We start from the raw sequence: 22,063 nt of genomic DNA, 5'->3' as shown, positions 1-22,063 counted from the left end.
GGTCGTGCCGGGCGGTGCGCCGCCGCTCCCGGGCCGGGGCGGCCCGTTCGCCCCGGACGGGCACGGCCCGCCGGGCGACGGTGGTGCCGGAGCCCTGCCGGGAGCTGAGCCAGCCCTCGGCGGCGAGCTGCCCGTACGCCTCGACCACGGTGTTGCGGGCGATGCCGAGGTCCTCGCCGAGGGCCCGGGAGGACGGCAGCCGGGTGCCGGGCGCGAGCCGCCCGTCCTGGACGGCCTCGCGCAGGGCGTCCTCCAGGGCGGCCCGCAGCCCGGCGCCGGCGGCGCGCCGCTCGGTGAGGTCCAGGTGCAGGTCGCCGCCGAAGGAGGTCCAGGAGCCGTTCACGGACCCATTCTGGCGTGGCCGGCGGTCACCAGGTGGCGCCGGCGGGCGTGGTGGTGGTCATCGTGCTCTTCTCCGGTTCGGTTAGCGTCCGTCACTGGACCGACGGATCCCGACGCGAGGATGTGACAGATGAGCGGGGAACTTTCCGGAGCGGATCTCCTGGCCGCGCAGTTCGAGGCGGAGCGCCCCCAACTGCGGTCCGTGGCCTACCGGATGCTCGGTTCGGTCGCCGAGGCCGAGGATGCCGTGCAGGAGGCGTGGCTGAAGCTGAGCCGCAGTGACGTGGGCGAGGTGCGCAACCTGGGGGCCTGGCTGACCACCGTGGTCGGCCGGGTCTGCCTGGACCAGCTGCGCTCCCGGGCCTCCCGCCGGGAGGATCCGCTGCCCGAGCAGGAGGGGCAGGTGCGGCTGCCGGATCCGGTGGTGAGCGGGCTGGCGGCGCCGGACCCGGTGCACGAGATCCTGGTCACCGACTCGGTGGGGATCGCGCTGATGGTGGTGCTGGAGACGCTCTCCCCGGCGGAGCGGGTGGCCTTCGTGCTGCACGACATGTTCGAGGTGCCCTTCGACGGGATCGCCGAGGTGCTCGGCCGCACCGCCGCCTCGACCCGCCAGCTGGCCAGCCGCGCCCGCCGCCGGGTCCAGGGCGCCACCCCGGCCGCCGACGCGGACGAGGTCCGCAAGCGCGCGGTGGTGGAGGCCTTCCTGACCGCCGCCCGGGGCGGTGACTTCGACGCCCTGATGACGGTGCTCGACCCGGAGGTGGTGGCCCGGTCCGACGGCGGCGCGCTGGTGCCGAGCGTGCTGCGCCGGGGCGCGGCCGAGGTGGCCTCCCAGGCGATCGCCTTCGCCCGGTTCGCCGCCGACGGGCGCCCGGTGCTGGTCAACGGCTCGCCCGGGGTGGTGTCCTTCGCCGACGGCCGTGCGCTGTCGGTCATGTCGTTCACCATCCACGGGGGCCGGATCACCGGTCTGGACATCCTCACCGACCCGGTCCGGCTGGCCGCGCTGGGCCTCACCGGGTAGCCGTACGGGAACGCGGACGGGCCGTCCGGCGACCTGCCGGGCGGCCCGTGGCGGCCCTGGAGCGGGGATCAGACGGACAGGTAGATCGCGCTGCCCAGTCCGGCCAGGAAGCAGTACACCGCGAACGGCGTCAGGCTGCGGGTCTCGAAGTACTTGGTGAGGAAGCGCACCGAGATGTAGCCGGCCACGAAGGCGGCGACGCTGCCGGCCGCGACCGGGCCGAGCACGGCGGAGTTCTCCGGCTTGAACAGCTCGGGCACCTTCAGCACCGAGGCGGCCAGGATGACCGGGGTGGCGAGCAGGAAGGAGAACCGGGCGGCGTCCTCGTGGTGGAGTCCGCGCAGGATGCCGGCGCTCATGGTGACGCCGGAGCGGCTGATGCCGGGGAACAGCGCGAGGATCTGGGCGGCGCCGATCCAGGCGCCCTGGCCGTAGCCGAGCCTGGTCAGCCGGACGTCGGAGGCGATCGCCGGGTCCAGTCCGGGCTCGTCGACGGGGGCGGCGTGCCCGGCCCGGCGCCGGCCGCTGCCGCCGCGCTTGAGCCGTTCGGCGCCGAGCAGCACCAGCCCGTTGACGGCGAGGAAGACGGCGGCCGGCAGAGGCTTGCCGAGCGCGTGCCGCAGGGCCTTCTCCAGGACGAGGCCGGCCACGCCGACCGGGATGGTGGAGATGATGAGCAGCCAGGCGAGCCGCTCGTCCCGGGTCTGCACCCGGCGGTGCCGGATCGAGCCGGCCAGTCCGCTGACCACCCGGACCCAGTCCCGCCAGAAGAACACCACCAGGGCGAGCGCGGTGGCCAGGTGCAGGGCGACCAGGGCGGCGAGGTAGGAGGAGCCGTCGGCGGTCATGTCGAGGTCCTGCTGGATCTTCCCGCCGATCACGGCCGGGAGCAGGATGCTGTGGCCCAGGCTGGACACCGGGAAGAGTTCCGTCACACCCTGCAGCAGGCCGACGCCTATCGCTTCCGGGTAGGTCAGGGTGGACATCGCGCACCTTCGCTCTGGGGTCTGCGGCCGGTGGATTCGGTGGCCTCCGCGAAGCTACTACGGGCATGTAGACGCCTGGCAGCCCCGCCGCCAGAAGTTCATCGAGCGTATGTCCGGGTGTCATCGGCCCCGAGCCGGTGGACCGGCGACCCGGTGGACCAGCAACCCGGTGACGGCGCCCGGCAGTCCGGCGGGCACGGCCTGCTGCACGGCCCGGCCGAGCACCACCCCGGCGGTCGCCGCGAGCGGGGTGCCGCCGAGCAGCAGCGCGACGGTCAGTACGGCGCACAGCCGGGGCCGGCGGTCCATCGGGGGCCTCCATCGGGGCGAGGGGTCGACGCCCCGCCCACGATGCCGCCTCCCGTAGCGTCAAGCTCAAGTCCTTTTCGGGAGTGAGCGGTTCAGCCTCCGCCCGGTGCAGGCCCCGGCCCGGTTCAGACCGCCACCCGCCGCCAGCCCGATCCGTCGGCCGGCACCGGCGCGGTGGCGAAGTCGTAGCGCAGCAGCTCCGGTCCGAGCGCCAGCAGCGAGATCGAGGAGGAGCCCCAGATCCGTCCGTCGCCGAAGTCCCGGCGCTGGATCAGCGCGGCGTCCGCGTCCAGGGCCAGTCCGTCGCCGGTGATGATCGGCAGCCAGCCGCCCCAGGCTTCTTCGGTCGTCCCGCCGGCGGTCGGCTCGGGCCGGGGCTCGGCGAGCAGGCGGGCCCGGAAGTGGTCGGCGCGCGCGGCCATCAGGGAGCGGATCCGCTCGGAGGCGGTGCGGCTGGCGGCCGTCCCCTCCAGTCCGTCGTTGACCACCACGCTGAGCCCGGTGGGCAGTTGGTGTTCGGCGGGTCGTCCGCCGCCGCCCCAGCTGGTGACCCGGGCGCCGTCCGGGTGGATCTGGACGAGGTGGAAGGGGTCGTACGGGGTGAGGTCGAGGTGCCCGATGCCGCCCTCGCGCACGGCGGTGAGCGGCAGTCCGCCGCGGCTGAGCCGGGTGGTGGCGGGGGCGAGCGGGCCGAAGCCGTTGAGCAGGCAGGCGGCGGTGCGCCGGTCGGGGTCGGCGGCCAGCCAGGTGCCGCCGGCCGCGAGGTCCAGTCCGCCGACGAGTCCGGGGCGTTGCGGCCAGTGGTGGCCCGGGGGCTGCCAGGCGCGTCCGAGGTACTCGTCCCGGACGGACAGCAGCAGCACCGGCACCGCTGAATCAGGCTCGATGCTGACGAACGCGGTGCACACGGCCCGTCCCCCTGACCTGGTCGTTCCGAAGATCCACCAGCGATCTTCGCACGCCTGTTCGCGCACCGGAAGTGGCCCAAGGAACCGGTCGTCGAATGCACCACGGGCGGGGGCCGGCGGGCTCCTAGGCTGGCGACCGTGACGACGAACGAGACCCAGAACGAGACCCAGAACGAGACCGGGACGAGCGGGGCCGCGGCCCACGTGCCCGCCCCCGCGCAGCGCCTCCCGATGGCGAGGCTCGCCCCCGCCTTCTACCAGGCGATGATCGCCGTGGACCGGGCGTCCCGGGAGGGTCTGGACCCGGCCCTCGCCGAGCTGGTCAAGGTGCACGCCTCGATGATCAACGGCTGCGCCTTCTGCATCGACATGCACGCCACCGACGCCCGCAAGAACGGCGAGCAGGACCACCGCCTGCTCTCGCTCCCCGCCTGGCGCGAGACCCCCTGGTTCACCGCCCGTGAGCGCGCCGCCCTCGCCCTCACCGAGTCGGTCACCCTGCTGACCCGGGGGCATGTGCCGGACGCCGTGTACGACGAGGCCGCCGCGCAGTTCGAGCCGGCCGAGCTGGCCCAGCTGATCGCGCTGATCACCACCATCAACGCCTGGAACCGGATCGGCGTGTCCACCCGCATGAGCCCGGCCGCGAAGTGAGCGGGGCCGCGATGACCACGCAGCGGGAGAGGGCCGCCCAGCAGGAGAAGGCCCGGCTGCTCCGGGAGCTGCACCGCCCGGGCGAGCCGCTGGTGCTGGCCAACGTGTGGGACGCGGCGAGCGCCCGGCTGGTGGCCGGCGCCGGGGCGCGGGCGGTGGCGACGGCCAGTGCCAGCGTGTCCTGGTCGCTCGGCAGCCCGGACGGCGGCGGCGCCGACCGGGACCAGGTGCTGGCCCGTACCGCCGAGGTGGTCCGCTCGGTCGACCTGCCGGTCACCGCGGACCTGGAGAGCGGCTACGCGGACACCCCGGCCGGGGTCGGCGCGACCGTCACCGCGCTGCTCGCCACCGGCGCGGTCGGGGTGAACCTGGAGGACGCCGAGTACACCCCGGCGCAGGCCGCCGAGCGGATCGCGGCGGCCCGGGCGGCGGCGGACGCGGCGGGCGTCCCGCTCTTCGTCAACGGCCGCACCGACGTCTTCCTGCACGCCCTGGGCGAGCCCGAGGGCCGGCTGGACGAGGCGGTCCGCCGGCTGCGGGCGTACGTCGAGGCGGGCGCGGACGGCGTGTTCGTCCCCGGCGTCGCCGACCCGGAGACCATCGCCGCGCTGGTCGCGGCCGTCCCGGCCCCGCTGAACGTGCTGGCCGGCCCCGGCTCTCCGTCGGTGGCCGAGCTGGCGAAGCTCGGGGTGGCCCGGATCAGCCTGGGCCCGGGCCTGGCCAGGGTGGCGTACGCGGCGGTCCGCCGCGCGGCCGAGGAGGTGTACGCGAGCGGCACGTACACCTCCCTGGACGGCGGGCTGACCTACCCGGAGCTCAACGGCCTGTTCCGGGGCTGAGCGCCGGCCGGGACCGGCCGCGGACGGAACTGCGGACGGAAGCGGACGGTGAAGGGACGGATCGGCTGGCCGGACGGGGGTCGGTCAGCCGATCTGCCCGCTGAGCCCCGGGTGGCTCATCTGGTTGGTGCCGATGGCCTCCACCTCGTCGGCGGTGTGCCCGACGACCGGGAGCTTGCCCGCGGTCTGCAGGGCGAGGTCGGCGGGGGAGAGGGTGAGACCGTCGGTGAGGCCGCCGGTGGCGTCCGGCGAGCTGGCGGTCTGGCTGGTGGCGGAGGCCGCCGGGACGGCGAGGGCGAGGCCCGCCATGGTGAGGGCGGCCAGGGTGGCGAGTTTCTTCATGCCCTGCCGAACGACCGGGCCGCCCTCAGGTAACCGGGTGACGGTGACCGTCACCCTCGGTCCCCGCGTTTCAGGCCGTCACCCGCAGGGTCCGCACGCTGTTGCTGACGAACGAGCCGATCGGCTCCGGCCGTTCGCCCGCCGCCAGGGCCAGCCCCGGGAACCGCCCGAACAGGTGCCGCAGCGCCGTCTCGGCCTCCAGCCGGGCCAGCCCCGAGCCGAGGCAGAAGTGCGGGCCGTGGCCGAGCGAGAGGTGCCGGGCGGGCTGCCGGGTGAGGTCGAAGCGGTCGGCGTCCGGGTAGTGCCCGGCGTCGCGGCCGGCCGCGGCGTAGGAGGCGAGCAGCGCCTCGCCGCGCCGGATCACCACGTCGCCGACCGCGATGTCCTCGCTCGCGTAGCGCAGCGGGAACTGGCCGACGGGCGAGTCGTAGCGCAGGGTCTCCTCCACCACCGCGGACCACGGCCGGCTGCCGTCCAGCACCAGTCGCAGCTGGTCGGGGTGGGCGAGCAGGGCCCGGACGGCGTTGGTGATCAGGTTGAGCGTGGTCTCGTGCCCGGCGACCAGCATCAGCAGCAGGGTGCCGACGAGTTCGGCCTCGCTGAGCCCGTCGCCGGCCTCGCGGGCGGCGATCAGGTCGGTGGTCAGGTCGTCGCCGGGGGCGGCCCGCTTGGCGGCGACCACCGAGGCCAGCAGCGCGTTCAGGTCGCGCTGGGCGGCGAGGGCCGCGTCCGGGGTGGCGGAGCTGGAGACCAGGGTGTCGGACAGGGCGTGGAGTTGGTCCTGCTGCTCCGCGGCGAGCCCGAGCAGTTCGCCGATCACCTGCATCGGCAGCGGGTAGGCGAAGTGCTCGCGCAGGTCGAACTCGCCGTCCAGCTCGGCCACCCGGTCCAGCAGGGCGACGGTCCGGGCCTCGATCGCGGGGGCCAGCGCGGCTATTCGGCGCGGGGTGAAGGCCAGGCTGACCAGCCCGCGCAGCCGCTTGTGGTCCTCGCCGTCGGCGGTGATCATGCCGGGCACCACGACGAAGTTGAGCAGCGGCCAGCCGTACGGCAGCCGGCCCTCCCGGAAGGTGTCCCACAGCTGGGGGTTCTTGCCGACCCGGGGGTCGGCCAGCAGCGCCTGGAGGGTGTCGTGGTGGGTTACCGCCCAGACCACCACCCCACCAGGGAGTTCCACCAGGACGGCCGGACCGGCTGCCCGGAGGCGGGCGTTCTCTCCGTGCTGGTCGCGTCCGAAGGGGTCGAGCCGGACGGGCTCGGGGCGGGTGCCGCGGAAGTCGTCGGCGGTGTCCATGCGGGCCTCTCGGGGGCTGGCGGGCGGGGCGGGGTGAAGGCGCTGTACAGCACCGGGAGGGCGACCAGGGCCCGTGACCACGGGGACGGCCGCCAGGCCAACTCGCTCGGCGGTACGGCCAGTTGGAGGTCGGGCAGCCGGTGCAGCAGGGTTTCGACGGCGGTCTCGACGATGATCCGGGCCGGGTGCTGGGCCGGGCAGACGTGCTTGCCGGCGCCCCAGGCGAGGTGGGCCCGGTTGCCGCCGAGCGAGCCCTGCGTGGCGGAGGCGGCGCCCTGGGCGGCCGGGTCGGCGTTGGCCGCGGCCAGGCCGAGTACCAGCATGTCGCCGGCGCTGACGTACTGGCCGCCGAGCACGGTGTCGCCGGTGGCCCAGCGGCCGGGGAAGTTCTGGGTGGGCGGGTCGCGCCAGAGCACCTCCTCCAGCGCGTCGGAGACGGTGAGCCGCCCGCCGGTGAGGGTGGCCCGGAAGCGGCGGTCGGTGAGCAGCAGCCGCAGGGTGTTGCCGATCCAGTTGATGCAGGTCTCGTTGCCCGCGACCATCATCACGACCAGGTGGTGCGCCGCCTCCTCGTCGGTCAGCCCGGCCGGGTGGGCGAGCAGCCAGGAGGTGAGGTCGGCGCCGGGCGCGGCGCGGCGGTGCCGGACGAGTTCGGTCAGGGTGGTCTGGAACTCCCCGGCGGCGCGCACCGATTCGGGTCCGCTGTCGACGAAGTGGCTGATCAGTTCGATCATCCGGGGCCCGCTGCCGGCGGGCAGGCCGACCAGCTGGGTGGAGACCAGCAGCGGCAGCGCGCGGGCGTACTGGCCGATCAGGTCGGCGGTGCCGTCCGGGCCCCAGCTGTCGATCAGGCCGTCGGCGGCGGCCTCGGTGGTCTCGCGCAGCTGCCGGTGGTCGATCTGGGCGAGGGTGTCCGAGACGGCGGCGCGCAGCCGCTGGTGCTCGGCGCCGTCCAGGTTGAGCAGGGTGGGACGCCAGGCGGTCATCGGCTGCAGCCGGGAGTCGGGGGCGAGCCGGCCCTCGGCGGGGACCCGCCAGTGCCGCGAGTCCTTGGAGAACAGGGCCTCGTTGCGGGTGAGTTCGAGCAGTTCGGGGTAGCCGAGGACGAGCCAGGCCTCCACCCCGGGTTCCAGCTCGATCGGCGCGACCGGTCCGTAGCGTTCGCGCAGCCGGGCGTACAGGCCGTGCGGGTCGTCGGCGACGGCCTGGCCGTACAGCGGGGTGAGCGGGACGCCGACGGGCAGTCCGCTGCCGTGCGGGGTGCCGTAGGGGGCGCCGGCACCGTGCGCGACCGGGCAGCCGGCTGCCCGCGGCGGTTCGGGCGCGGTCACGGCTGCAGCTCCAGGAGTGAGCTGCGGTGCAGGTGGTCGACGAAGTCGATCAGCAGGTCGTAGGACTGCCGCCGGTCCCGGGCGTCGCAGAACAGGATCGGCACGTCCGGCAGCAGGTCCAGTGCCGAGCGCAGCTCCTCCTCCGGGTAGCTCGGCGTGTCCGGGAAGGTGTTGACGGCGACCGCGAAGGGGATGCGCTGCTCCTCCAGGCGGCCGAGCACGTCGAAGCTCTCGTCCGGGCGGCGCAGGTCGACCATCGCGATGGCGCCGAGCGCGCCGCGCGACAGGTCGTCCCACAGCGGCCAGAACCGCTGCTGCCCGGGCGTGCCGAACAGGTACAGCGCGAGCCGGGAGTTGAGCGTGATCCGGCCGAAGTCCAGCGCGACCGTGGTGGTGGTCTTGCCGCTGCGCCCGGTGAGGTCGTCCACGCCGCTGCTGGCGGCGGTCATGGTCTCCTCGGTGCGCAGCGGGGTGATCTCGCTGAGCGAGCCGACCAGGGTGGTCTTGCCGACCCCGAACGGGCCGGTGACCAGGATCTTCACCGCGCCCTGCACCGAGGACGGCAGGTACTGCGGACCGGCCGGCCGGGAGGCGGGGGCTTCAGCGGAGTTGGCGGAGGCCAACGAGCACCTCTTCCAGGAGGGTTGTGGGCAGGCGTTCGGCCTGCGGGACGGGCGGGAGCACCTGCACGGCGCCGAGGTCCCAGAGGTCGCCGACCAGCACCTTGACGACGCCGAGCGGCAGCCCCAGGTGGGCCGCCACCTCGGCGACGGACAGCAGGCTGTGGCAGAGCCCGAGGATGCGCCGGTGCTCCCGGTTGAGCAGGGCGTGTTCGGGCAGTGCCGGTGGTTCGGGCTGCCCTAATGGTCCGGGCAGGGCGCTGACCAGGCTCTCGACGGCGAGGTCGGCGCGGGTGGGGCGGCTGCGCCCGCCGGTGATGACGTAGGGCCGGACCGGCCCGTTCACCGGTGGCCCCCCGCCGCGTGGTCGACGCGCGGCGGGCTGGTGAGGTGGGTGCCGATCCGCTCGACCAGGACCTGCATCTGGTACGCGACCAGTCCGGCGTCGACCGCCTCGCTGGTCACCACGGCCAGGTGGGCGCCGGCCCCGGCGGCGACGATGAACAGGTAGCCGCCGCCGTACTCGATGATGATCTGGCGGGTGGCGCTGCCGGGGCCGCCGAAGCCGGCCGCGACGCCGCGGGCCAGCGACTGCAGGCCGGAGCAGGCGGCGGCGAGCCGTTCGGCGTCCTCGCGGGCGATGTCGGCGCTGCGGCCGATCTCCAGGCCGTCGTTGGAGACGACGACGGCGTGCTGGACCTGGGGGACGGCGATGATGTCGGCGAGCAGCCAGCCGAGATCGGGGGTGGTGGTCATGGAACTCTCCGGAGCGCTGGGGAAGTCGGGGGAAGTCGGGGAGCGGGAGGGTCAGTGGGGGCCGGGCGGGGTCTGGCCGCGGGCGGCGGAGCGGCCGCTGGCGGTCCCGGCCTGGAACATCGCCATGAACGCCTGCGCGTCCCGGGCCGAGCGGTACGGCGGCTCGGGCGGGGGTGGGGGAGCGGCGTGCTGGGCGGGGCGGTTCGCGCGGTCGCGCCGGTGGCTGCGGCGGGGCAGCGGCGGCGGGGTGTCGCCGGCCGCGGGGGGCCCGGGCGGGGTCTCCAGCATGGGGTGGCCGGTGCCGGGGCGGTCGAAGCCGGGATGGTCGAAGTCGGAGTGGTCGAAGCCGGTGACCGCTCGCGGGCCGGGGTTGAACGCCCGGTCGTCCGGCCCGAGTCCGGGGACGGTGGGCGGCAGCGGCTCGGTGAGCAGGGCGTTCGGCAGCAGCACCACGACCCGCACCCCGCCGTACGGTGAGGGCGCCGAGCTGAGGGTGACCCGGAAGCCGTAGCTCTCGGCGAGCCGGCCCACCGCGGCCAGCCCCAGCTGCGGCAGCTCGCCGAGCCGGGAGACCTCCAGGCTGCTGCCCCCGGCGAGCGCGGCGGCGGCCTTGGCGACGGCCTGGTCCGGCATGCCGACCCCGCCGTCGTCGATCTCGATGACGGCGCCGTTGTGTACCGGCATCAGGGTGACGAACACCTGGGTGCTGGGCGGGGAGTAGCGGGTGGCGTTGTCCAGCAGCTCGGCGATGGCGTGGATCAGCGCCTCGGCGGCGGCGCCGACCACCGCGGTCTCGATCCGGCTGCGCACGACCACCCGCTGGAACGGCAGGATGCGCGACTGGGCGCCGCGCACCACGTCCTCCAGCGAGACCGGTTCCGGCCAGTGCCGGCCGGCCCGGGCGCCGCACAGCACGGCCAGGGTCTGGGCCAGCCGGGCTTGTTGGGCGGCGGCGTGGTCGGCCTTGAGCAGGCCCTCCAGTAGCGCCGGGTCGTCGTGGGTGCGTTCCATCTCGTCGAGCAGGGCCTGCTGGTCGTGGGCCATGACGAGGATCCGGCGGGCGACGCTGAGGAAGGCCCGCTGGGTGGAGGCGGTGTGCTCCTGCTCCTGTTGGACGGCGGCCAGGTCGGCGCCCCGGCGGGAGAGTTCGGCCGTCAGCTGTTCCTGGAGCCGGGTGAGTTCGCCGTCCAGTCGGTCGGCCCGGCCGCGCTGGGTGACGGACACGGCGCGGTACCGCGCGGCGGCCACGAGGGCGAGGACGGCGAGCACGCCGGTAGCCGTTGCGCACCACTGAGTCATCGTCACGCGGCGAATTCTAGGGCGATGATCCTACGAAGGTGTGAACGGATCTCGCCAAGTGACCGGATCTCGTCAATATCGAGTCAATACACCGTCATTCCCGCGTCGTTCGGACGCGATCCCGGGCCCCTGACGAGGTGCCCGGTCGTTCGTCCAGGGCCCTTCGCCCCCCTCTGGTGTGACGGGTGGTGGCCGGTTCGCACCCTGGGATGTGGGGGACTTGTGTGCACCATGTTGTTGAACGTGCGACATTCGGTGCAGGTGAACGATCCGGTGGGCGCTACGGAACGGGCCCCACCCGGTGCAGGAGCAGCAGGCGCACGCAGCGCATCGGGCTACGGGCGGGAGTGGGCACTGAATCCTCGTCCCCCGGATCCGTGGTCCGCGGTCGTTCCCAGCCGCCGCACCAGCACCAGGGTCCGGTCGTCCGCCACGTCCTGCGCCACCGCCTCCACCAGCCGCTGCGCCGCCCCCCGGACCAGCAACTGCTGCGGCCGGTGGGCGCGCACCTCCGGCTCGGCCGCCGTCAGCAGCCGGCTGACGCCCTCGTCCAGGTCCCGGCCCGGCACCTCCACCAGGCCGTCACTGAACAGCAGCAGCGAATCCCCGTACGCCAGCCGCCCCGACACCGCCGGGTACGGCGCCCCCGGCACCAGCCCCAGCGCCGGACCGCCGTGCTCCGACGGCACCCAGCCGGAACGCCCGCAGAACCGCACCGGCGGCGGATGGCCCGCGTTGAACAGCCGGTAGCGGCCCGTCGCCGGGTGCAGCGCCAGATGGACGGCCGTCGCGAAGTCGTCCTCCCAGCCCATCCGGACCAGGTGGTCGTTGGCGGCCGGCAGGAAGGCCTCCGGCGGCACCCGGCCCAGCAGCATCGCGAACGCCCCCGACAGGTGCGTCGACCGGGCCGCCGCCCGACTGCCCTTGCCCGAGACGTCCACCAGCACCAGCTCCAGCAGGTCCTCCTCCGGGCGGTGGGCGCACAGCAGGAAGTCCCCCGAGAACGAGGCGCCCCCCACCGGGGCCAGCGCGCTGTCGAAGTGCCAGTCCAACAGCCGCTCCGGCAGCCGCGCCAACGCCCGGTTGTGCTCCGCCAGCTCCAGCAGCATCGAATCGCCCTGCGTCCCGCGCAGCCCCAGCCGGTGCCGGAACCGGTTCGCCGTCAGCACCGTCGCCCCCGTCGCGGCCACCACCACCGACACCCCCAGCCGCACCCCGCGCGGGTCCTGCACCACCGCGCCCAGCACGCTGCCCGCCAGCGCCGCGCACACCAGCACCAGCAACTGTCCCCGCCGCAGCACCAGCCCGCCCACCACCACCGGCAGCACCAGCGCCGACGGCGGCCACCCGTACGGCAACAGGATCGGCAGCACCCCCAGCAGGACCGTCACCCCGAGCAGCAGGCCCAACGCCACCCGCCCCGCCCGGCCGTCCCCGTCCAGCAGCCGCCCGTACCACCGCCGCACCCTCGCTATCAGTGCGGGCACCTGGGACCTCCGCCAAGGCGTGGGCGGTCCCCTGTCATGACCACCAGTCAGCCCGCCACACTAGCCCCTCCACCCCCAGCCCCCGGCCGCTGCCCGCCGCAGCCAGAAGCCGACGGACCCGACCTCCCCCGCGCCGGCCGGTCGGCAGGCCCCTCGCCCCTGCCCTCCCAGCACGAGAAGTCGGTGGGCCCGACGTCCCGCGCGTGCCCGAGCCCGCCGTCCAGCAGCGCGGGGCTCCCTCTCCGCAGGGGAGCCCGACGCCAGCGGCGCGCACCGGAAGTCGGCCGGTTCGACTTCCGGTGCGCGGCACGGGCTTCCGGCTACTGCTGGGGCCACGCCCGGAGGCCGGTGGTGAGGGTGGTGATGAGGCGGTCGTGGGTGGTGGTGAGGTCTTCGGAGAGTTGGAAGGCGCCGCCGATGGAGAGGGAGGCGAAGCCGTGGGCGAGGGAGCGGACGGTGCGGGCGGCGTGGATCACCTCGGGGCCGTCGAGGCCGTACTCGCGGAGGACGGCGACGATGACGCCGACGAGCCGGGTGGCCGCGCGGGTGAGGTCGTCGTCGGGCTGGGGGGCCTGGGGGAGGGCGCTGTAGCGGTGGGGGTGTTCGGTGGCGTAGGCCTGGTAGGCGCGCAGGACGGCGGTGACCGCGTCGTCCCCGCTGCGGCCGACGGCGGCTTCCGCGAGCCGGTCGGCGAGTTCCTCGGTGACCCGGACGGCGATGAGCCGCCGCAGTTCGGCGAGGCCGCCGCTGACGTGCTTGTACAGCGAGGGGGTGGCGACTCCGGCGCGGGTGGCGACGGAGGCGAGCGTGAGGGCTTCGGTGCCCTGGTCGTCGATGAGGGCGAGGGCGTGGTCGACGACCTGGTCGGGGGTCAGTCCTACGCGGGGCATGGCTTCGGGGTCTCCGTACGGGGGGCGGGGGGCAGGCGGGGTCAGGCAGGGATCAGGCAGGGGGCAGGCGGGATCAGGCGAGTTCGGCGAGGAAGGGCAGCAGGGCGTCGGCCACGGCCCGGGGGTTGTCGGCCATCGGGTAGTGCCCGGAGCCTTCGATCATGATCTTCCGCGCACCGAGCTTCTCGGCCTGGAGGTCGGCGATGGCTTCCGGCTTGGGGAAGTCGGGGTCCTTGCTGCCCATCAGGACGAGGGAGGGGCAGCGGACGGCAGCGGTCCAGCCGATCGGCGCGGAGTCGCCGGTGACGTGGCCGCGGGTGGCGGTCTTGCGGCCGGGGCTGCGCAGGGCGGCGACCAGTCCGTCGACGTAGCCGTCGAGGTCGGCGGGGCGGGGGCCGGGGTAGGCCATCTTGCGCAGGTAGTAGCCCCAGACCGCGGGCCACCGGACCATGGCGGCGCCCATCACGACCATGACGCCCCGCATGAGGGCGTTGGCCCGGTGTTCGACGAAGGCGTCGATCAGGGCGATTCCGGCGACCCGTTGGGGTGCGTCCCCGGCGGCCTTGACGACCGTCGCGCCGGTGTAGGACTGGCCGACCAGGACGGCCCGTTCGATGCCGAGGTGGTCGAGCAGGGCGAGGACGTCGGTGGCGATGGCGGCGGGGCTGTAGTCGTCCCAGACGATGGAGGATTCGCCGAAGCCGCGCAGGTCCATGGTGATGACCCGGTGGCCGGCGGCGGTGAGCAGCGGGTGCAGGTGCCGGTAGGCGCGGCGGGAGTCGAGCATGCCGGGGAGCAGGACGACGGGGGTGCCGTCGCCCTGCCGGGTGTCGTCGTACGCGAGGCGGCCGCCGGGGACGTCGAGGTACTGGGTGCTCGGGGTGGTGGTGCCGTTCATGGTGGGCCTCCGCTGGCTCGCTCGGTGCTGCCGATAGCCATAAAGCTAAGGCTAATAGCCTTAGCCGTCAAGGGCCCTTGCTCGGGAACCCGCTCAGGCCCCCTCGATCTTGAACGGGTCGTGCTCGCTGAGCAGCTTGTCCAGCCGGGCCTGGTCCACCCGGGCGAGGGTGTCCGAGGACTCCTGCCGGTCCCGGATCACCTTGGCGAGCGTGAAGGAGGAGGTGACGGTGTAGAGGAGGCCGATCCCGAGGAAGGCCCGGGTCCAGCCGCCGACGGGCAGGTAGGCGATCCCGGCGGCGAGGGTCACGCCGGAGATGGCGAAGGAGAGGACGGCCTGGACGTAGTACGCGGCCGTGGTCCGTGACTGCATCGGTGCGCTCATGGCGCCAGGATGTGCCGGGGCGGCCTGGTTGCACATGAGTAGGAGTACTCAGATGAGCCAGGCGACTGAGGTGTCGTTCGTTGACGACCGATCACCTGTTCCACTGCCGTCCCGGACGGATGGCTTGGAATCAGGGCGTCCTAGGATTAACGTCTGATAACGCAGCGCGGTCGTCAATGCCGTACCCAGACGGCACCGTGCGCCGTCGCCTAATCCCGCCGGCCGGCCTCCGGGCAGGCCAGGGAGCCGGGGAACCACGTTCCTTGGGGTGAATCGGCGGGGCCCCGGCCCGGCCGTAGGAGACCTTCCTGCTCCGAACCCGTCAGCTAACCCGGTAGGCGCGAAGGAAGGAAAGGAGCACGCCTCCGTGGCGTCGACGCACACCCCGGCACACCCGGCCGGCCCCGCAGCCGGTACCCAGCTCCTCGACCACCCCGGCCCGGACGGCCCGGACGCGTTCGCCCCGGAGGCCGAGGCCAACCGCCACCGGATGCCGCGTCAGACCCGCGGGGCCTCCCCGCTGCTCGGCGTCACCGCCGTCGCCGCCACCCTGGGAGCCACCGGCTTCGCCTCCGCGACCCCGGCCGCCGCGCCCGCCGTCGAGGCCCCGGACGAGTCGCCGGTCGCCCTGGCCGCCGACCCCGGCCTCGCGCTCGCCGCCCGCATCCAGCAGCAGGCCGACAGCCAGCGCACCGCCGCCGAGGAGGGCGCCCGACTGCAGGCCGCCCAGGAGGCCGGCGCCAAGGCCGCCGCCAAGGAGGCGGAGGCCAAGCGCGCCGCCGAGGAGGCCGAGCGGGCCAAGACCGCCGCCCTCACCCTGCCGGTGAAGGACTACAGCCTCTCCGCCCACTACGGCCAGAGCGCCCGCTACTGGGCCCACTTGCACACCGGCCTGGACTTCGCCGCCGACACCGGCACCGCGGTGTTCGCGGTCGGCCAGGGCACCATCACCTCGGCCGGCTGGTCCGGCTCGTACGGCTACCGGATCGTCGAGACCCTGCCCGACGGCACCGAGATCTGGTACTGCCACCTCTCCTCGATCATCAAGGGCTCCGGCACGGTGACCTCCGGCCAGCAGATCGGCAAGGTCGGCGCGACCGGCAACGTCACCGGCCCGCACCTGCACCTGGAGGTCCGCCCCGGCGGCGGCGCCCCCGTCGACCCGGAGACCTGGCTCCAGCAGCGCGGCCTCACCCCGTAAGGACCGCGAAAGCACGAAAGGACCGCGGAACGCAGGGCCGCGAGACCCGTAAGGGCCGCGAGACCTCGTGAGGACCGCGAGACCCCGTAAGACCGTGAAGCAGGGCCCCGGGCGCGCCGCCCGGGGCCCTTCCGGCACCTCACTCCGGCGGCAGCTGCGCCAGGTACGCGTCGATCTCGGCCGTTCCCGGCTCCGGCGCGAGCTCGGGGAACTCCTCCACCAGCAGCCGTGGCAGCCCGGGCACGGTCCAGTCGCCGAGCAGGTCGAGCGCCACCTCGGCGGCGGCCGCCTCGAAGTCCTCGAAGTCCCCGGCCAGCTCGTCGGGCATCGGCCGCCCCAGCGCGTTCAGCTCGGCCAGGTTGCGGTAGCTGCGCCGCATCAGGCCCTGCTCCAGCAGCCGCCGGGCGCCGTCGGTGGCCATGCCGACCGACAGCACCCGACCCGGCCCCCAGCCCTGCTCGTCCGGTTCGTCCAGCCAGCCGGTCGGCGTCAGCGCCTCGTACCCGGCCAGCCGCTCCTCCTCGCTCAGCCCGGCGAAGCCGGCCAGCCAGTCCCGGACGGCCGCCGGGTCCGTGACGTCCACCCCGTGGGCGTGCAGCAGCACCGCGTAGAGCCGGGGCCAGGTCACCAGGTCGGCGCGGCGCAGCAGTCCGGCCGCGACCTCGCCCTGCCACTCGGCCTCGGCGTGCAGCCGCTCCTGGCGCTTGGCGTTGAGCCGCTTGACCGCCCGCTGGTGGTCGACCAGCAGCCGTACGGCGTCGCCGTAGGCGAGCGGGTCCTGTTCCGGATCGGGTTGGACGTAGAGGTGGAGCCTTTCGTACAGCAGGTGCTCCACCGCGTCGGAGGTCAGTTCGGGCCAGCCGTCGTGCATCCTGCCCTCGCCCAGCTCCAGCAGCGCCAGCACCGCGCGCAGCGGCGCCTCGGCCACCGGCGCCCGGTCCTGCCCGGCCGTCCAGGCGAGCAGGTCGGCGGCCCTGGTGCGCGGGGCGAGCCGCAGGTCTTCGTCGTTCATGGTCCGAACGGTAGCCGCCGGGCGCGGGTAGGGTCGGCAGCCATGGTCCCGATACGACTCCTCGGCCCCAGGTTGGCCGTCCGCGAGTACCACCACACCCCGGAGGAACTGGACGCGCTGCACGCGCTGTACAGCGACCCGGAGGTCACCCGCTACCTGCCGTTCGAACCGCGCGACCGGGAGACCTGCGCCGACCAGATCGAGCTCTACCTGGAGGAGGCGATGGCCGAGGAGCGGGACACCTACCGGCTCGCCGTGGTCCGCCGGGAGGACGCCGAGGACCCGGAGGACGCCGTGCCGGTCGCGCACGCCAGCCTCACCCTCGGCAAGTACCGCTCCGCCTACCTCGGCTACGTGCTGAGCCGCCGGGTGTGGGGCCTCGGCTACGCCGGCGAGATCGCCGGACTGCTCTGCGAGTTGTCCTTCGGTCCGCTCGGCCTGCACCGGCTGGCCGCCCGGGTCGACGTGGACAACACCGCCTCGGCCAAGGTGCTCACCCGGCTCGGCTTCCAGCTGGAGGGGCGGGTCCGGCACGACCTGCTCAAGGGCGGGGTCTGGTGCGACTCGTACCAGTACTCGCTGCTCGCCGACGAATGGTCCGGCCGGCAGTAGCGGGCCGGCAGTAGCGGGCCGGGGCCGGGGGTTAACCCCACCCCCGATCCGCCGGTCCTCCGGATGTTTGCCGAGCCGCGCCCCGGCCAGACTTGAACACGTCAGCAGGTACGAACGTGAGCGCGAACGAGGGGCCGGGATCCGGGAGATGAGCAGCAGCCGAAGCACGCTGGATCAGGAGTGGGATGCCCCGGGCGGTCACGGCGACGACGGCGTCCGCCCGGCCGGGGCCCGCCGCACCGAGCGGCCGCCGGGCTTCTGGCGGGCGCCGTTCTCCGGCCACTACTACCGGGAGGTCGGCTACGCGCTCACCGGTCTGCCGGTCGCGATCGTCGGTTTCGCCGTCGCGATCGCCCTGTTCTCCTTCGGCATCGGCACCTTCGTCACCGTCCTCGGCCTGCCGGTGCTGGCGGGCCTGACCAGCGTCTCCCGGGGCCTGGGCCGGGCGGAGCGGGCCCGGGTGCGCGAGATGCTCGCCCTGGACGTGCCCGGTCCGGCGCCGGTGCGCCAGGAGCGTCCGGGCAGCTGGGGCGCGATCACCGCGCGGCTGGCCGACGGGCCGGGCTGGAAGGCCGCGCTGTACCAGCTGGTGATGTTCCCCTGGGCGGTGTTCAGCTTCGTGATGACGCTGACGTTCCTGCTGCTGGGCTGGGCGATGGCGCTCTACCCGCTCTACCAGTGGGTGTTCCCGCGCTACACCTCCTGGCGCGGCTACCAGCTGTTCGACTTCACCGACAGCCACCACGTCCGGCACGCCTACTACGTCGAGGGTGCCGGGCAGATCGCCGCGTTCTCGGCGATCGGGGTGCTGCTGATCTTCCTCACCGCGCAGATGGTCCGCGGCCTGACCGGCGTCAACCGGGCCGCCGCCCAGGGCCTGCTCGGCCGCTGAGCCCCGGCACCTGCCCGCGTCGCCCCCGCCCCCGCCCCGTGCTCGTTCCACCCCCGCCCCGCCCCGCCCCCGTCCGTGCTCCGGATGCGGGCGGGGCGGGCCCGTGTTCGGATGACCGGGTGATCACCGCCACCGCCCCGGACCCGGACCCGGCGTGCGTCCCGGACCCGGACGTCCTGGTCACCTCCCGTCCGCTGGACGAGTACTGCGCCCTGTTCGGCCTCACCCGCGCCCGGCTCGCCGCCCTGCCCGGCCCGCTGCTGGACTGCCCGGGCGGCGCGGCGGGCCTGGCCGCCGAGGCGCGCGGGCTGGGCTGCCGGGTGATCGCCGTCGACCCGGCGTACGCGCTGCCGCCGCCCGAGGTCGAGGCCCGGGCGTTGGCCGCCCGGGCGTCGATGGCCCTCGCGATGGCCACGCACCCCCACCTGTACCCCTCGTCCCGCCGGTGCCGCCCGCACCGCCCCGAGCGCTACCTGCGCAGCTGGGACCGCGCCCGCCTGCTGTTCGCCGCCGACTCGGCCGCCCATCCGTAGAGCTACCTGGCCGCGGCGCTGCCCCGGCTGCCCTTCGCGGACGGCGCCTTCGCCCTCACCCTGAGCGGCTACCTGATCTTCGCCTACCCCGAACTGTTCGGTCCGGAGAGCCAGTTGGCCGCCCTCGCCGAACTGGTCCGGGTGACGGCCCCGGACGGTGTGGTGCGGGTCCAGCCGCTGCACGACGGCCGGGGCCGCCACTGCGGCCACCTCGACCGACTGCGGTACGCGCTCGGCGAGCGCCGGATCGCCAGCGAGGTCCGCCGGGTGCCGCGCGGGGACGGCCGCACCCAGCGGGTGCTGGTCCTGCGGACCGTCGACCGGCGCCTCCGTTGGTCGTCGCCGTCGACCATTCCGTAATGGTCACTAGCCGGGCCTGCCCCTATACTCGCTCGCATGAGCGAGACCACGATCCGGCCCGCCCAGCCGGCCGACGCCGACCGGCTCACCGCACTGATCCAGGCCTCCACCGCCTACCGCGGCGCGTACTTCGCGATGATCGACGGCTACCTGGTGAAGCCCGACTACGTCGAGCGCCACGAGGTGCGGATGGCCGTGGACGACACCGACGACCGGCTGCTCGGCTTCTACGCGCTGATCCACGAACCCGCCGAACTGGACCTGATGTTCGTCGCCGACGAGGCCCAGGGGCTGGGCATCGGACGGGCGTTGATCACGGACATGCTCGCCCGGGCCCGGGCGGCCGGGATCGCCACGGTCAAGGTCGTCTCGCACCCGCCCGCCGAGGGCTTCTACCTGCAAGTGGGCGCCGAGCGCACCGGAACCCGCCCGCCGCGGCCCAAGACTCCCTGGGAACAGCCCGAACTGCGCTTCACCGTCTAGGAGTTCACCTGCGGGGAGTTTGCCTGCGGGGAGCTGCTCTGCGGGGAACTGCTCTGCGGGGCGGCGCCCTGCGCGGGGTCCGCGGCGGCCGCCGCCTGCCCCGGGACGAAAGCCGCCGCCTGCAGCCGGGACAGGATCTTCTCCGCCAGCCAACTGCGGTCCGACCCGTACGGGATGCCCTGCGGGTCGACCAGCTGCGCCGTCACCGCGTCCCGCAGCCGCTGCGCCTCGGCGCCGGGCAGCCGGGAGAGCAGGCCCCGGGCGGCCAGCAGCGCGTGGTACTGCTCGAAGCCCGAGCGCGGGTGCTCGATCGCGTCCAGCACGCTCGGCAGGTCCGCCAGCGACGGATCGCCCTGCATCAGCGCGAGCGCCTGGATCCGGCGGCCCTCGGAGCCGTCCGTGTAGAGGCCCCGCACCTGGTCGGCGGTGAGCGCCGAGCGCTTCGCCGTCGAGCGGACCTCCGCCACCACGCCCTCCGGCCCGGCGGGGGAGCCCGAGGCGGGCGGCAACTGCGCGGCCAGCGCGGCGGGTTGGTCCGCGCTGCCGCCGAGCAGCCCGAGCTGCTGCATCGCGCGCACCCGGAGGTCGTCCGCGCCCACCTTGTCGCCCCGCCGGTCGCGGTCCTGCCCGGCCAGGAAGAGGTCCAGCGCCTCGTCGGTCTCGGTCAGCACCCGCGGCAGCGCCAGCCGGGTGACCAGCCAGCCGGCCAGGAAGCCGAGGACCAGGAAGTACAGCACCAGTGCGGCCGCGAACGGCACCGCGGCGTCCGCGTCGCCCAGCACGGGCGCCAGCGCCGTACCGAGCTGGTGCAGCCGCTCGCCGAGCGAGCCGAGCTGGGTGAGCCCGACACCCAGCAGCACCTTGGTCAGCCAGTCGGAGACCTGCTCCAGGTTGGTGTTCGGCGCGTACGAGCCCTGCGGCTCGCCGGAGCCGCTCTTCACCCGGGGCACCCCGAACAGGAAGCCCAGCGCGCCGCCGAGCACCGTCGAGGCTCCGGCGACCACCAGGCCGCCGCCGAGCGCCTGCCAGGCGTGTTCCCGGCCGAGCGAGAACAGCAGCAGCCCGAGCAGTCCGGTGCCGGTCAGCACCCCGGCCGCGGTCCACTGCGCCGTCCGCTGTGCCGACGTGCCGACCCGTCGCCGTGTCCTCGCCATCGCCCACCCCCTGTGTCCGCGCCGCTGCGCCCCGTCGTTCCCGTGGCGGGGCCGGGCCGACTCTAGCGCCGCGGCCCCACCACGGGAACGACCCGGGGGCGCCGGTGCTACGACGGGGCCGGCCACGTGGGAGGCCCCGGAAGCACCGGGGGCCGGAAAGGCGAGGCCGGAAACGCAGGGAGCCGGAAACGCAGACGGCCCGCGGGCTGCTCCGCGACGCCGGCCCGTGCACTGGCCTGGCGTCGCGGCACCGGGGATGTACCGGTGAGCCCGCGGACCGGGTGACTGCTATGGATTTCGCCTGCCGGAGGCCAGGGGCCTCACCCTGCGCAGGCAGGGGCGGCTCTAGCGAGCAGCCACCTCACGCATCCTGATGGAACTCAATTCAGGATCACCTCCCTTCAGTGTGCCGCCACTGTAGGCAGCCTCCGGTCGGGAGGGCAACGGATTTATTCGAAGCCGGGGCCGCCCGGTCAGGCGCTCTTCACCTTGTGGGAGTCGCGGGCGCGGCGGCGGCGGTGGTCGAGGGGGCGGCGGCCTTGTCCGAGTCCTTGTTGTCACCGCAGGCGGCCGTGCCGGCTCCCAGGAGGAGGCAGATCGCGGCGGGACCGTGTTCCGCCCGTGCCGGGGAATACGAAGAGGCCCGGAGGAAGAATCCTCCGGGCCTCTTCGGCTACTGAGTAGCGGGGACAGGATTTGAACCTGCGACCTCTGGGTTATGAGCCCAGCGAGCTACCGAGCTGCTCCACCCCGCGTCGGTGAACACAACAATACAGAGATGTCACCGTCATGGGAAATCGGTTCGTCGGGCGGCCCGTCAGCACCCCGGCGCCGCCCCCGGGCGCTCCCCCCGGACGGGCCGTCGTCCGCGCCGCCCGGCGTGCCGGGTGGCGCGGGATCTGGCCCAGAGCGCGAAGCAGACCAGTGCCACGAAGCAGGGCACCATCAGCACCCCGTAGACCACCAGGAACCCGTCCGTCCCGAGGTCGGCGGCGGCGTTCCAGGTGCCGTGCAGCACCATCGCCAGCAGCAGTCCGGCGGGCGCGGCCAGCCGGGCCAGCCAGCGCCGCCCGCTGGTCAGGGCGACGGCCAGGCCGATCCCGGTGAGCGCGGTGAACAGCGGGTGGGCGAACGGGGAGAGCAGGGCGCGCAGCACGAAGGTCTGCACGGTGCTGTCGAAGTCGCGCAGGCTGGGCGGATCGCCCAGGCCGATGCTGTCCAGCCGGTTGCGCTGGTCGGTGCTGAAGGCCCGGCCCAGGTAGAGCGCGTTCTCGGTGAAGGCGAAGCCGCAGGCCGTCATCCCGCCGAGGACCACCCCGGCGGCCAGGGTGCGCGGCCGGGAGCGGCGGTGCGGCGTGCCGGGGGAGGGCGGGGCCGGGCAGAGGTACGGCAGCGGCCGCAGGTAGGGGCGGAGCCGCAGCCGGCCCCGGGCGTGCGGGCCGGCCGGGCG

At 74.4% G+C, this 22,063-nt stretch carries 27 protein-coding genes, 1 tRNA gene and 1 riboswitch; of the genes, 9 read left to right on the top strand and 19 right to left on the bottom strand.

Annotated features, from left to right (window positions below; genetic code table 11):
* A partial coding sequence (locus BG452_RS09010; protein ID WP_188303681.1) for a GntR family transcriptional regulator occupies positions 1-343 on the bottom strand: 343 nt, incomplete at its 3' end.
* 129 nt (positions 344-472) lie between these two features.
* Here BG452_RS09010 and BG452_RS09005 point away from each other — a divergent pair.
* The gene (locus BG452_RS09005; RefSeq protein ID WP_188303680.1) at positions 473-1,369 is read left to right on the top strand and encodes a sigma-70 family RNA polymerase sigma factor; all 897 of its coding nucleotides are present in this window, start codon (positions 473-475) and stop codon (positions 1,367-1,369) included.
* A gap of 68 nt (positions 1,370-1,437) precedes the next feature.
* Here BG452_RS09005 and BG452_RS09000 read toward each other — a convergent pair whose 3' ends face one another.
* The 3 genes from BG452_RS09000 to BG452_RS08990 form a co-directional block, all read right to left on the bottom strand.
* On the bottom strand, positions 1,438-2,355 hold the full coding sequence (locus tag BG452_RS09000) for an undecaprenyl-diphosphate phosphatase (RefSeq protein WP_188303679.1): 918 nt from the start codon (positions 2,353-2,355) through the stop codon (positions 1,438-1,440).
* A gap of 120 nt (positions 2,356-2,475) precedes the next feature.
* Complete coding sequence (locus BG452_RS08995) at positions 2,476-2,664, bottom strand: hypothetical protein (RefSeq protein ID WP_188303678.1); 189 nt, start codon at positions 2,662-2,664, stop codon at positions 2,476-2,478.
* 125 nt (positions 2,665-2,789) lie between these two features.
* The gene (locus BG452_RS08990) at positions 2,790-3,572 is read right to left on the bottom strand and encodes an NRDE family protein (protein ID WP_188303677.1); all 783 of its coding nucleotides are present in this window, start codon (positions 3,570-3,572) and stop codon (positions 2,790-2,792) included.
* Between the two features lie 138 nt (positions 3,573-3,710).
* Here BG452_RS08990 and BG452_RS08985 point away from each other — a divergent pair, with 138 nt between their 5' ends.
* Together BG452_RS08985 and BG452_RS08980 are read left to right on the top strand one after the other, a co-directional pair.
* Positions 3,711-4,226 carry a carboxymuconolactone decarboxylase family protein gene (locus BG452_RS08985; RefSeq protein ID WP_317620961.1) on the top strand — a complete coding sequence of 172 codons (516 nt, stop codon included), beginning with the start codon at positions 3,711-3,713 and terminating at the stop codon, positions 4,224-4,226.
* Between the two features lie 11 nt (positions 4,227-4,237).
* A complete protein-coding gene (locus BG452_RS08980; protein WP_188303676.1) occupies positions 4,238-5,065 on the top strand; it encodes an isocitrate lyase/phosphoenolpyruvate mutase family protein in 828 nt (275 codons plus the stop codon).
* 84 nt (positions 5,066-5,149) lie between these two features.
* Here the strand turns inward: BG452_RS08980 and BG452_RS08975 are convergent, their stop codons facing one another.
* From BG452_RS08975 to BG452_RS08930, 11 genes are all read right to left on the bottom strand, one after another.
* Positions 5,150-5,407, bottom strand: coding sequence for a hypothetical protein (locus BG452_RS08975; RefSeq protein ID WP_188303675.1), 258 nt, complete (start codon positions 5,405-5,407; stop codon positions 5,150-5,152).
* A gap of 70 nt (positions 5,408-5,477) precedes the next feature.
* Complete coding sequence (locus BG452_RS08970) at positions 5,478-6,563, bottom strand: cytochrome P450 (protein ID WP_317620960.1); 1,086 nt, start codon at positions 6,561-6,563, stop codon at positions 5,478-5,480.
* Positions 6,548-8,032: a cytochrome P450 gene (locus BG452_RS47605; protein WP_317620959.1), complete on the bottom strand. Its 1,485-nt coding sequence runs from the start codon at positions 8,030-8,032 to the stop codon at positions 6,548-6,550. The genes BG452_RS08970 and BG452_RS47605 overlap by 16 nt, the downstream gene beginning before the upstream one ends.
* On the bottom strand, positions 8,029-8,655 hold the full coding sequence (locus BG452_RS08965; RefSeq protein WP_188303673.1) for a GTP-binding protein: 627 nt from the start codon (positions 8,653-8,655) through the stop codon (positions 8,029-8,031). Before BG452_RS08965 ends, BG452_RS47605 begins: the two co-directional genes overlap by 4 nt.
* On the bottom strand, positions 8,633-8,998 hold the full coding sequence (locus tag BG452_RS08960) for a DUF742 domain-containing protein (RefSeq protein WP_188303672.1): 366 nt from the start codon (positions 8,996-8,998) through the stop codon (positions 8,633-8,635). Before BG452_RS08960 ends, BG452_RS08965 begins: the two co-directional genes overlap by 23 nt.
* Complete coding sequence (locus BG452_RS08955; protein ID WP_030289775.1) at positions 8,995-9,408, bottom strand: roadblock/LC7 domain-containing protein; 414 nt, start codon at positions 9,406-9,408, stop codon at positions 8,995-8,997. Before BG452_RS08955 ends, BG452_RS08960 begins: the two co-directional genes overlap by 4 nt.
* Positions 9,409-9,459: 51 nt before the next feature.
* Positions 9,460-10,707: a sensor histidine kinase gene (locus tag BG452_RS08950; protein WP_223241958.1), complete on the bottom strand. Its 1,248-nt coding sequence runs from the start codon at positions 10,705-10,707 to the stop codon at positions 9,460-9,462.
* A gap of 335 nt (positions 10,708-11,042) precedes the next feature.
* On the bottom strand, positions 11,043-12,194 hold the full coding sequence (locus BG452_RS08945; RefSeq protein WP_188303670.1) for a PP2C family protein-serine/threonine phosphatase: 1,152 nt from the start codon (positions 12,192-12,194) through the stop codon (positions 11,043-11,045).
* Positions 12,195-12,514: 320 nt separating this feature from the next.
* Positions 12,515-13,084, bottom strand: coding sequence for a TetR/AcrR family transcriptional regulator (locus BG452_RS08940; protein ID WP_188303669.1), 570 nt, complete (start codon positions 13,082-13,084; stop codon positions 12,515-12,517).
* A gap of 73 nt (positions 13,085-13,157) precedes the next feature.
* Entirely contained in the window at positions 13,158-13,982 is an 825-nt protein-coding gene (locus BG452_RS08935; RefSeq protein WP_188303668.1) for an alpha/beta fold hydrolase, read from the bottom strand.
* Between the two features lie 93 nt (positions 13,983-14,075).
* Positions 14,076-14,366, bottom strand: a complete 291-nt coding sequence (locus BG452_RS08930; protein WP_188303667.1) for a YiaA/YiaB family inner membrane protein — start codon at positions 14,364-14,366, stop codon at positions 14,076-14,078.
* Between the two features lie 196 nt (positions 14,367-14,562).
* Positions 14,563-14,721: riboswitch (cyclic di-AMP (ydaO/yuaA leader) on the top strand.
* 12 nt (positions 14,722-14,733) lie between these two features.
* Between BG452_RS08930 and BG452_RS08925 the strand changes: the two genes are divergently transcribed.
* Positions 14,734-15,567, top strand: coding sequence for a M23 family metallopeptidase (locus tag BG452_RS08925; RefSeq protein WP_317620958.1), 834 nt, complete (start codon positions 14,734-14,736; stop codon positions 15,565-15,567).
* Between the two features lie 139 nt (positions 15,568-15,706).
* On the opposite strand, the gene BG452_RS08920 is transcribed toward BG452_RS08925, so the two are convergent.
* Positions 15,707-16,579, bottom strand: coding sequence for a hypothetical protein (locus tag BG452_RS08920; protein WP_188303666.1), 873 nt, complete (start codon positions 16,577-16,579; stop codon positions 15,707-15,709).
* 42 nt (positions 16,580-16,621) lie between these two features.
* Here BG452_RS08920 and BG452_RS08915 point away from each other — a divergent pair, with 42 nt between their 5' ends.
* The 5 genes from BG452_RS08915 to BG452_RS08895 all read left to right on the top strand — a co-directional run bounded on the left by BG452_RS08915 (position 16,622) and on the right by BG452_RS08895 (position 19,459).
* Positions 16,622-17,191 carry a GNAT family N-acetyltransferase gene (locus BG452_RS08915; RefSeq protein ID WP_188303665.1) on the top strand — a complete coding sequence of 190 codons (570 nt, stop codon included), beginning with the start codon at positions 16,622-16,624 and terminating at the stop codon, positions 17,189-17,191.
* A gap of 148 nt (positions 17,192-17,339) precedes the next feature.
* The gene (locus BG452_RS08910; RefSeq protein ID WP_188303664.1) at positions 17,340-18,083 is read left to right on the top strand and encodes a sensor domain-containing protein; all 744 of its coding nucleotides are present in this window, start codon (positions 17,340-17,342) and stop codon (positions 18,081-18,083) included.
* A gap of 119 nt (positions 18,084-18,202) precedes the next feature.
* On the top strand, positions 18,203-18,616 hold the full coding sequence (locus BG452_RS08905; RefSeq protein ID WP_188303663.1) for a hypothetical protein: 414 nt from the start codon (positions 18,203-18,205) through the stop codon (positions 18,614-18,616).
* Between the two features lie 114 nt (positions 18,617-18,730).
* On the top strand, positions 18,731-18,976 hold the full coding sequence (locus tag BG452_RS08900; protein WP_188303662.1) for a hypothetical protein: 246 nt from the start codon (positions 18,731-18,733) through the stop codon (positions 18,974-18,976).
* Between the two features lie 36 nt (positions 18,977-19,012).
* Entirely contained in the window at positions 19,013-19,459 is a 447-nt protein-coding gene (locus BG452_RS08895) for a GNAT family N-acetyltransferase (RefSeq protein WP_188303661.1), read from the top strand.
* Here BG452_RS08895 and BG452_RS08890 read toward each other — a convergent pair.
* The 3 genes from BG452_RS08890 to BG452_RS08880 form a co-directional block, all read right to left on the bottom strand.
* Positions 19,456-20,613, bottom strand: a complete 1,158-nt coding sequence (locus BG452_RS08890) for a hypothetical protein (RefSeq protein ID WP_188303660.1) — start codon at positions 20,611-20,613, stop codon at positions 19,456-19,458. The genes BG452_RS08895 and BG452_RS08890 overlap by 4 nt on opposite strands.
* Before the next feature lie 681 nt (positions 20,614-21,294).
* Positions 21,295-21,368: transfer RNA gene (locus BG452_RS08885), tRNA-Met, on the bottom strand.
* 62 nt (positions 21,369-21,430) lie between these two features.
* On the bottom strand, positions 21,431-22,063 hold a 633-nt coding region (locus BG452_RS08880; RefSeq protein WP_188303659.1), incomplete at its 5' end, for a PrsW family intramembrane metalloprotease.

It is taken from the genome of Streptomyces sp. CBMA123, assembly GCF_014596465.1.
In the GTDB taxonomy this organism is placed as follows: Bacteria; Actinomycetota; Actinomycetes; order Streptomycetales; family Streptomycetaceae; genus Kitasatospora.
The sequence above is the reverse complement of the archived record's forward strand: the minus strand, read 5'-3'. Positions and strand labels throughout refer to the sequence as shown.

What these genes read in the sequence shown, in the direction of transcription:
- BG452_RS08895 (WP_188303661.1), top strand. Translation starts at nt 19,013, where the DNA reads ATGAGCGAGACCACGATCCGGCCCGCCCAGCCGGCCGACGCCGACCGG.
- BG452_RS08980 (WP_188303676.1), top strand. Translation starts at nt 4,238, where the DNA reads ATGACCACGCAGCGGGAGAGGGCCGCCCAGCAGGAGAAGGCCCGGCTG.
- BG452_RS08910 (WP_188303664.1), top strand. Translation starts at nt 17,340, where the DNA reads ATGAGCAGCAGCCGAAGCACGCTGGATCAGGAGTGGGATGCCCCGGGC.
- BG452_RS08920 (WP_188303666.1), bottom strand. Translation starts at nt 16,579, where the DNA reads ATGAACGACGAAGACCTGCGGCTCGCCCCGCGCACCAGGGCCGCCGAC.
- BG452_RS08890 (WP_188303660.1), bottom strand. Translation starts at nt 20,613, where the DNA reads ATGGCGAGGACACGGCGACGGGTCGGCACGTCGGCACAGCGGACGGCG.
- BG452_RS08940 (WP_188303669.1), bottom strand. Translation starts at nt 13,084, where the DNA reads ATGCCCCGCGTAGGACTGACCCCCGACCAGGTCGTCGACCACGCCCTC.
- BG452_RS08915 (WP_188303665.1), top strand. Translation starts at nt 16,622, where the DNA reads ATGGTCCCGATACGACTCCTCGGCCCCAGGTTGGCCGTCCGCGAGTAC.
- BG452_RS08950 (WP_223241958.1), bottom strand. Translation starts at nt 10,707, where the DNA reads ATGACTCAGTGGTGCGCAACGGCTACCGGCGTGCTCGCCGTCCTCGCC.
- BG452_RS08935 (WP_188303668.1), bottom strand. Translation starts at nt 13,982, where the DNA reads ATGAACGGCACCACCACCCCGAGCACCCAGTACCTCGACGTCCCCGGC.
- BG452_RS09005 (WP_188303680.1), top strand. Translation starts at nt 473, where the DNA reads ATGAGCGGGGAACTTTCCGGAGCGGATCTCCTGGCCGCGCAGTTCGAG.
- BG452_RS08975 (WP_188303675.1), bottom strand. Translation starts at nt 5,407, where the DNA reads ATGAAGAAACTCGCCACCCTGGCCGCCCTCACCATGGCGGGCCTCGCC.
- BG452_RS09000 (WP_188303679.1), bottom strand. Translation starts at nt 2,355, where the DNA reads ATGTCCACCCTGACCTACCCGGAAGCGATAGGCGTCGGCCTGCTGCAG.
- BG452_RS08995 (WP_188303678.1), bottom strand. Translation starts at nt 2,664, where the DNA reads ATGGACCGCCGGCCCCGGCTGTGCGCCGTACTGACCGTCGCGCTGCTG.
- BG452_RS08955 (WP_030289775.1), bottom strand. Translation starts at nt 9,408, where the DNA reads ATGACCACCACCCCCGATCTCGGCTGGCTGCTCGCCGACATCATCGCC.
- BG452_RS08930 (WP_188303667.1), bottom strand. Translation starts at nt 14,366, where the DNA reads ATGAGCGCACCGATGCAGTCACGGACCACGGCCGCGTACTACGTCCAG.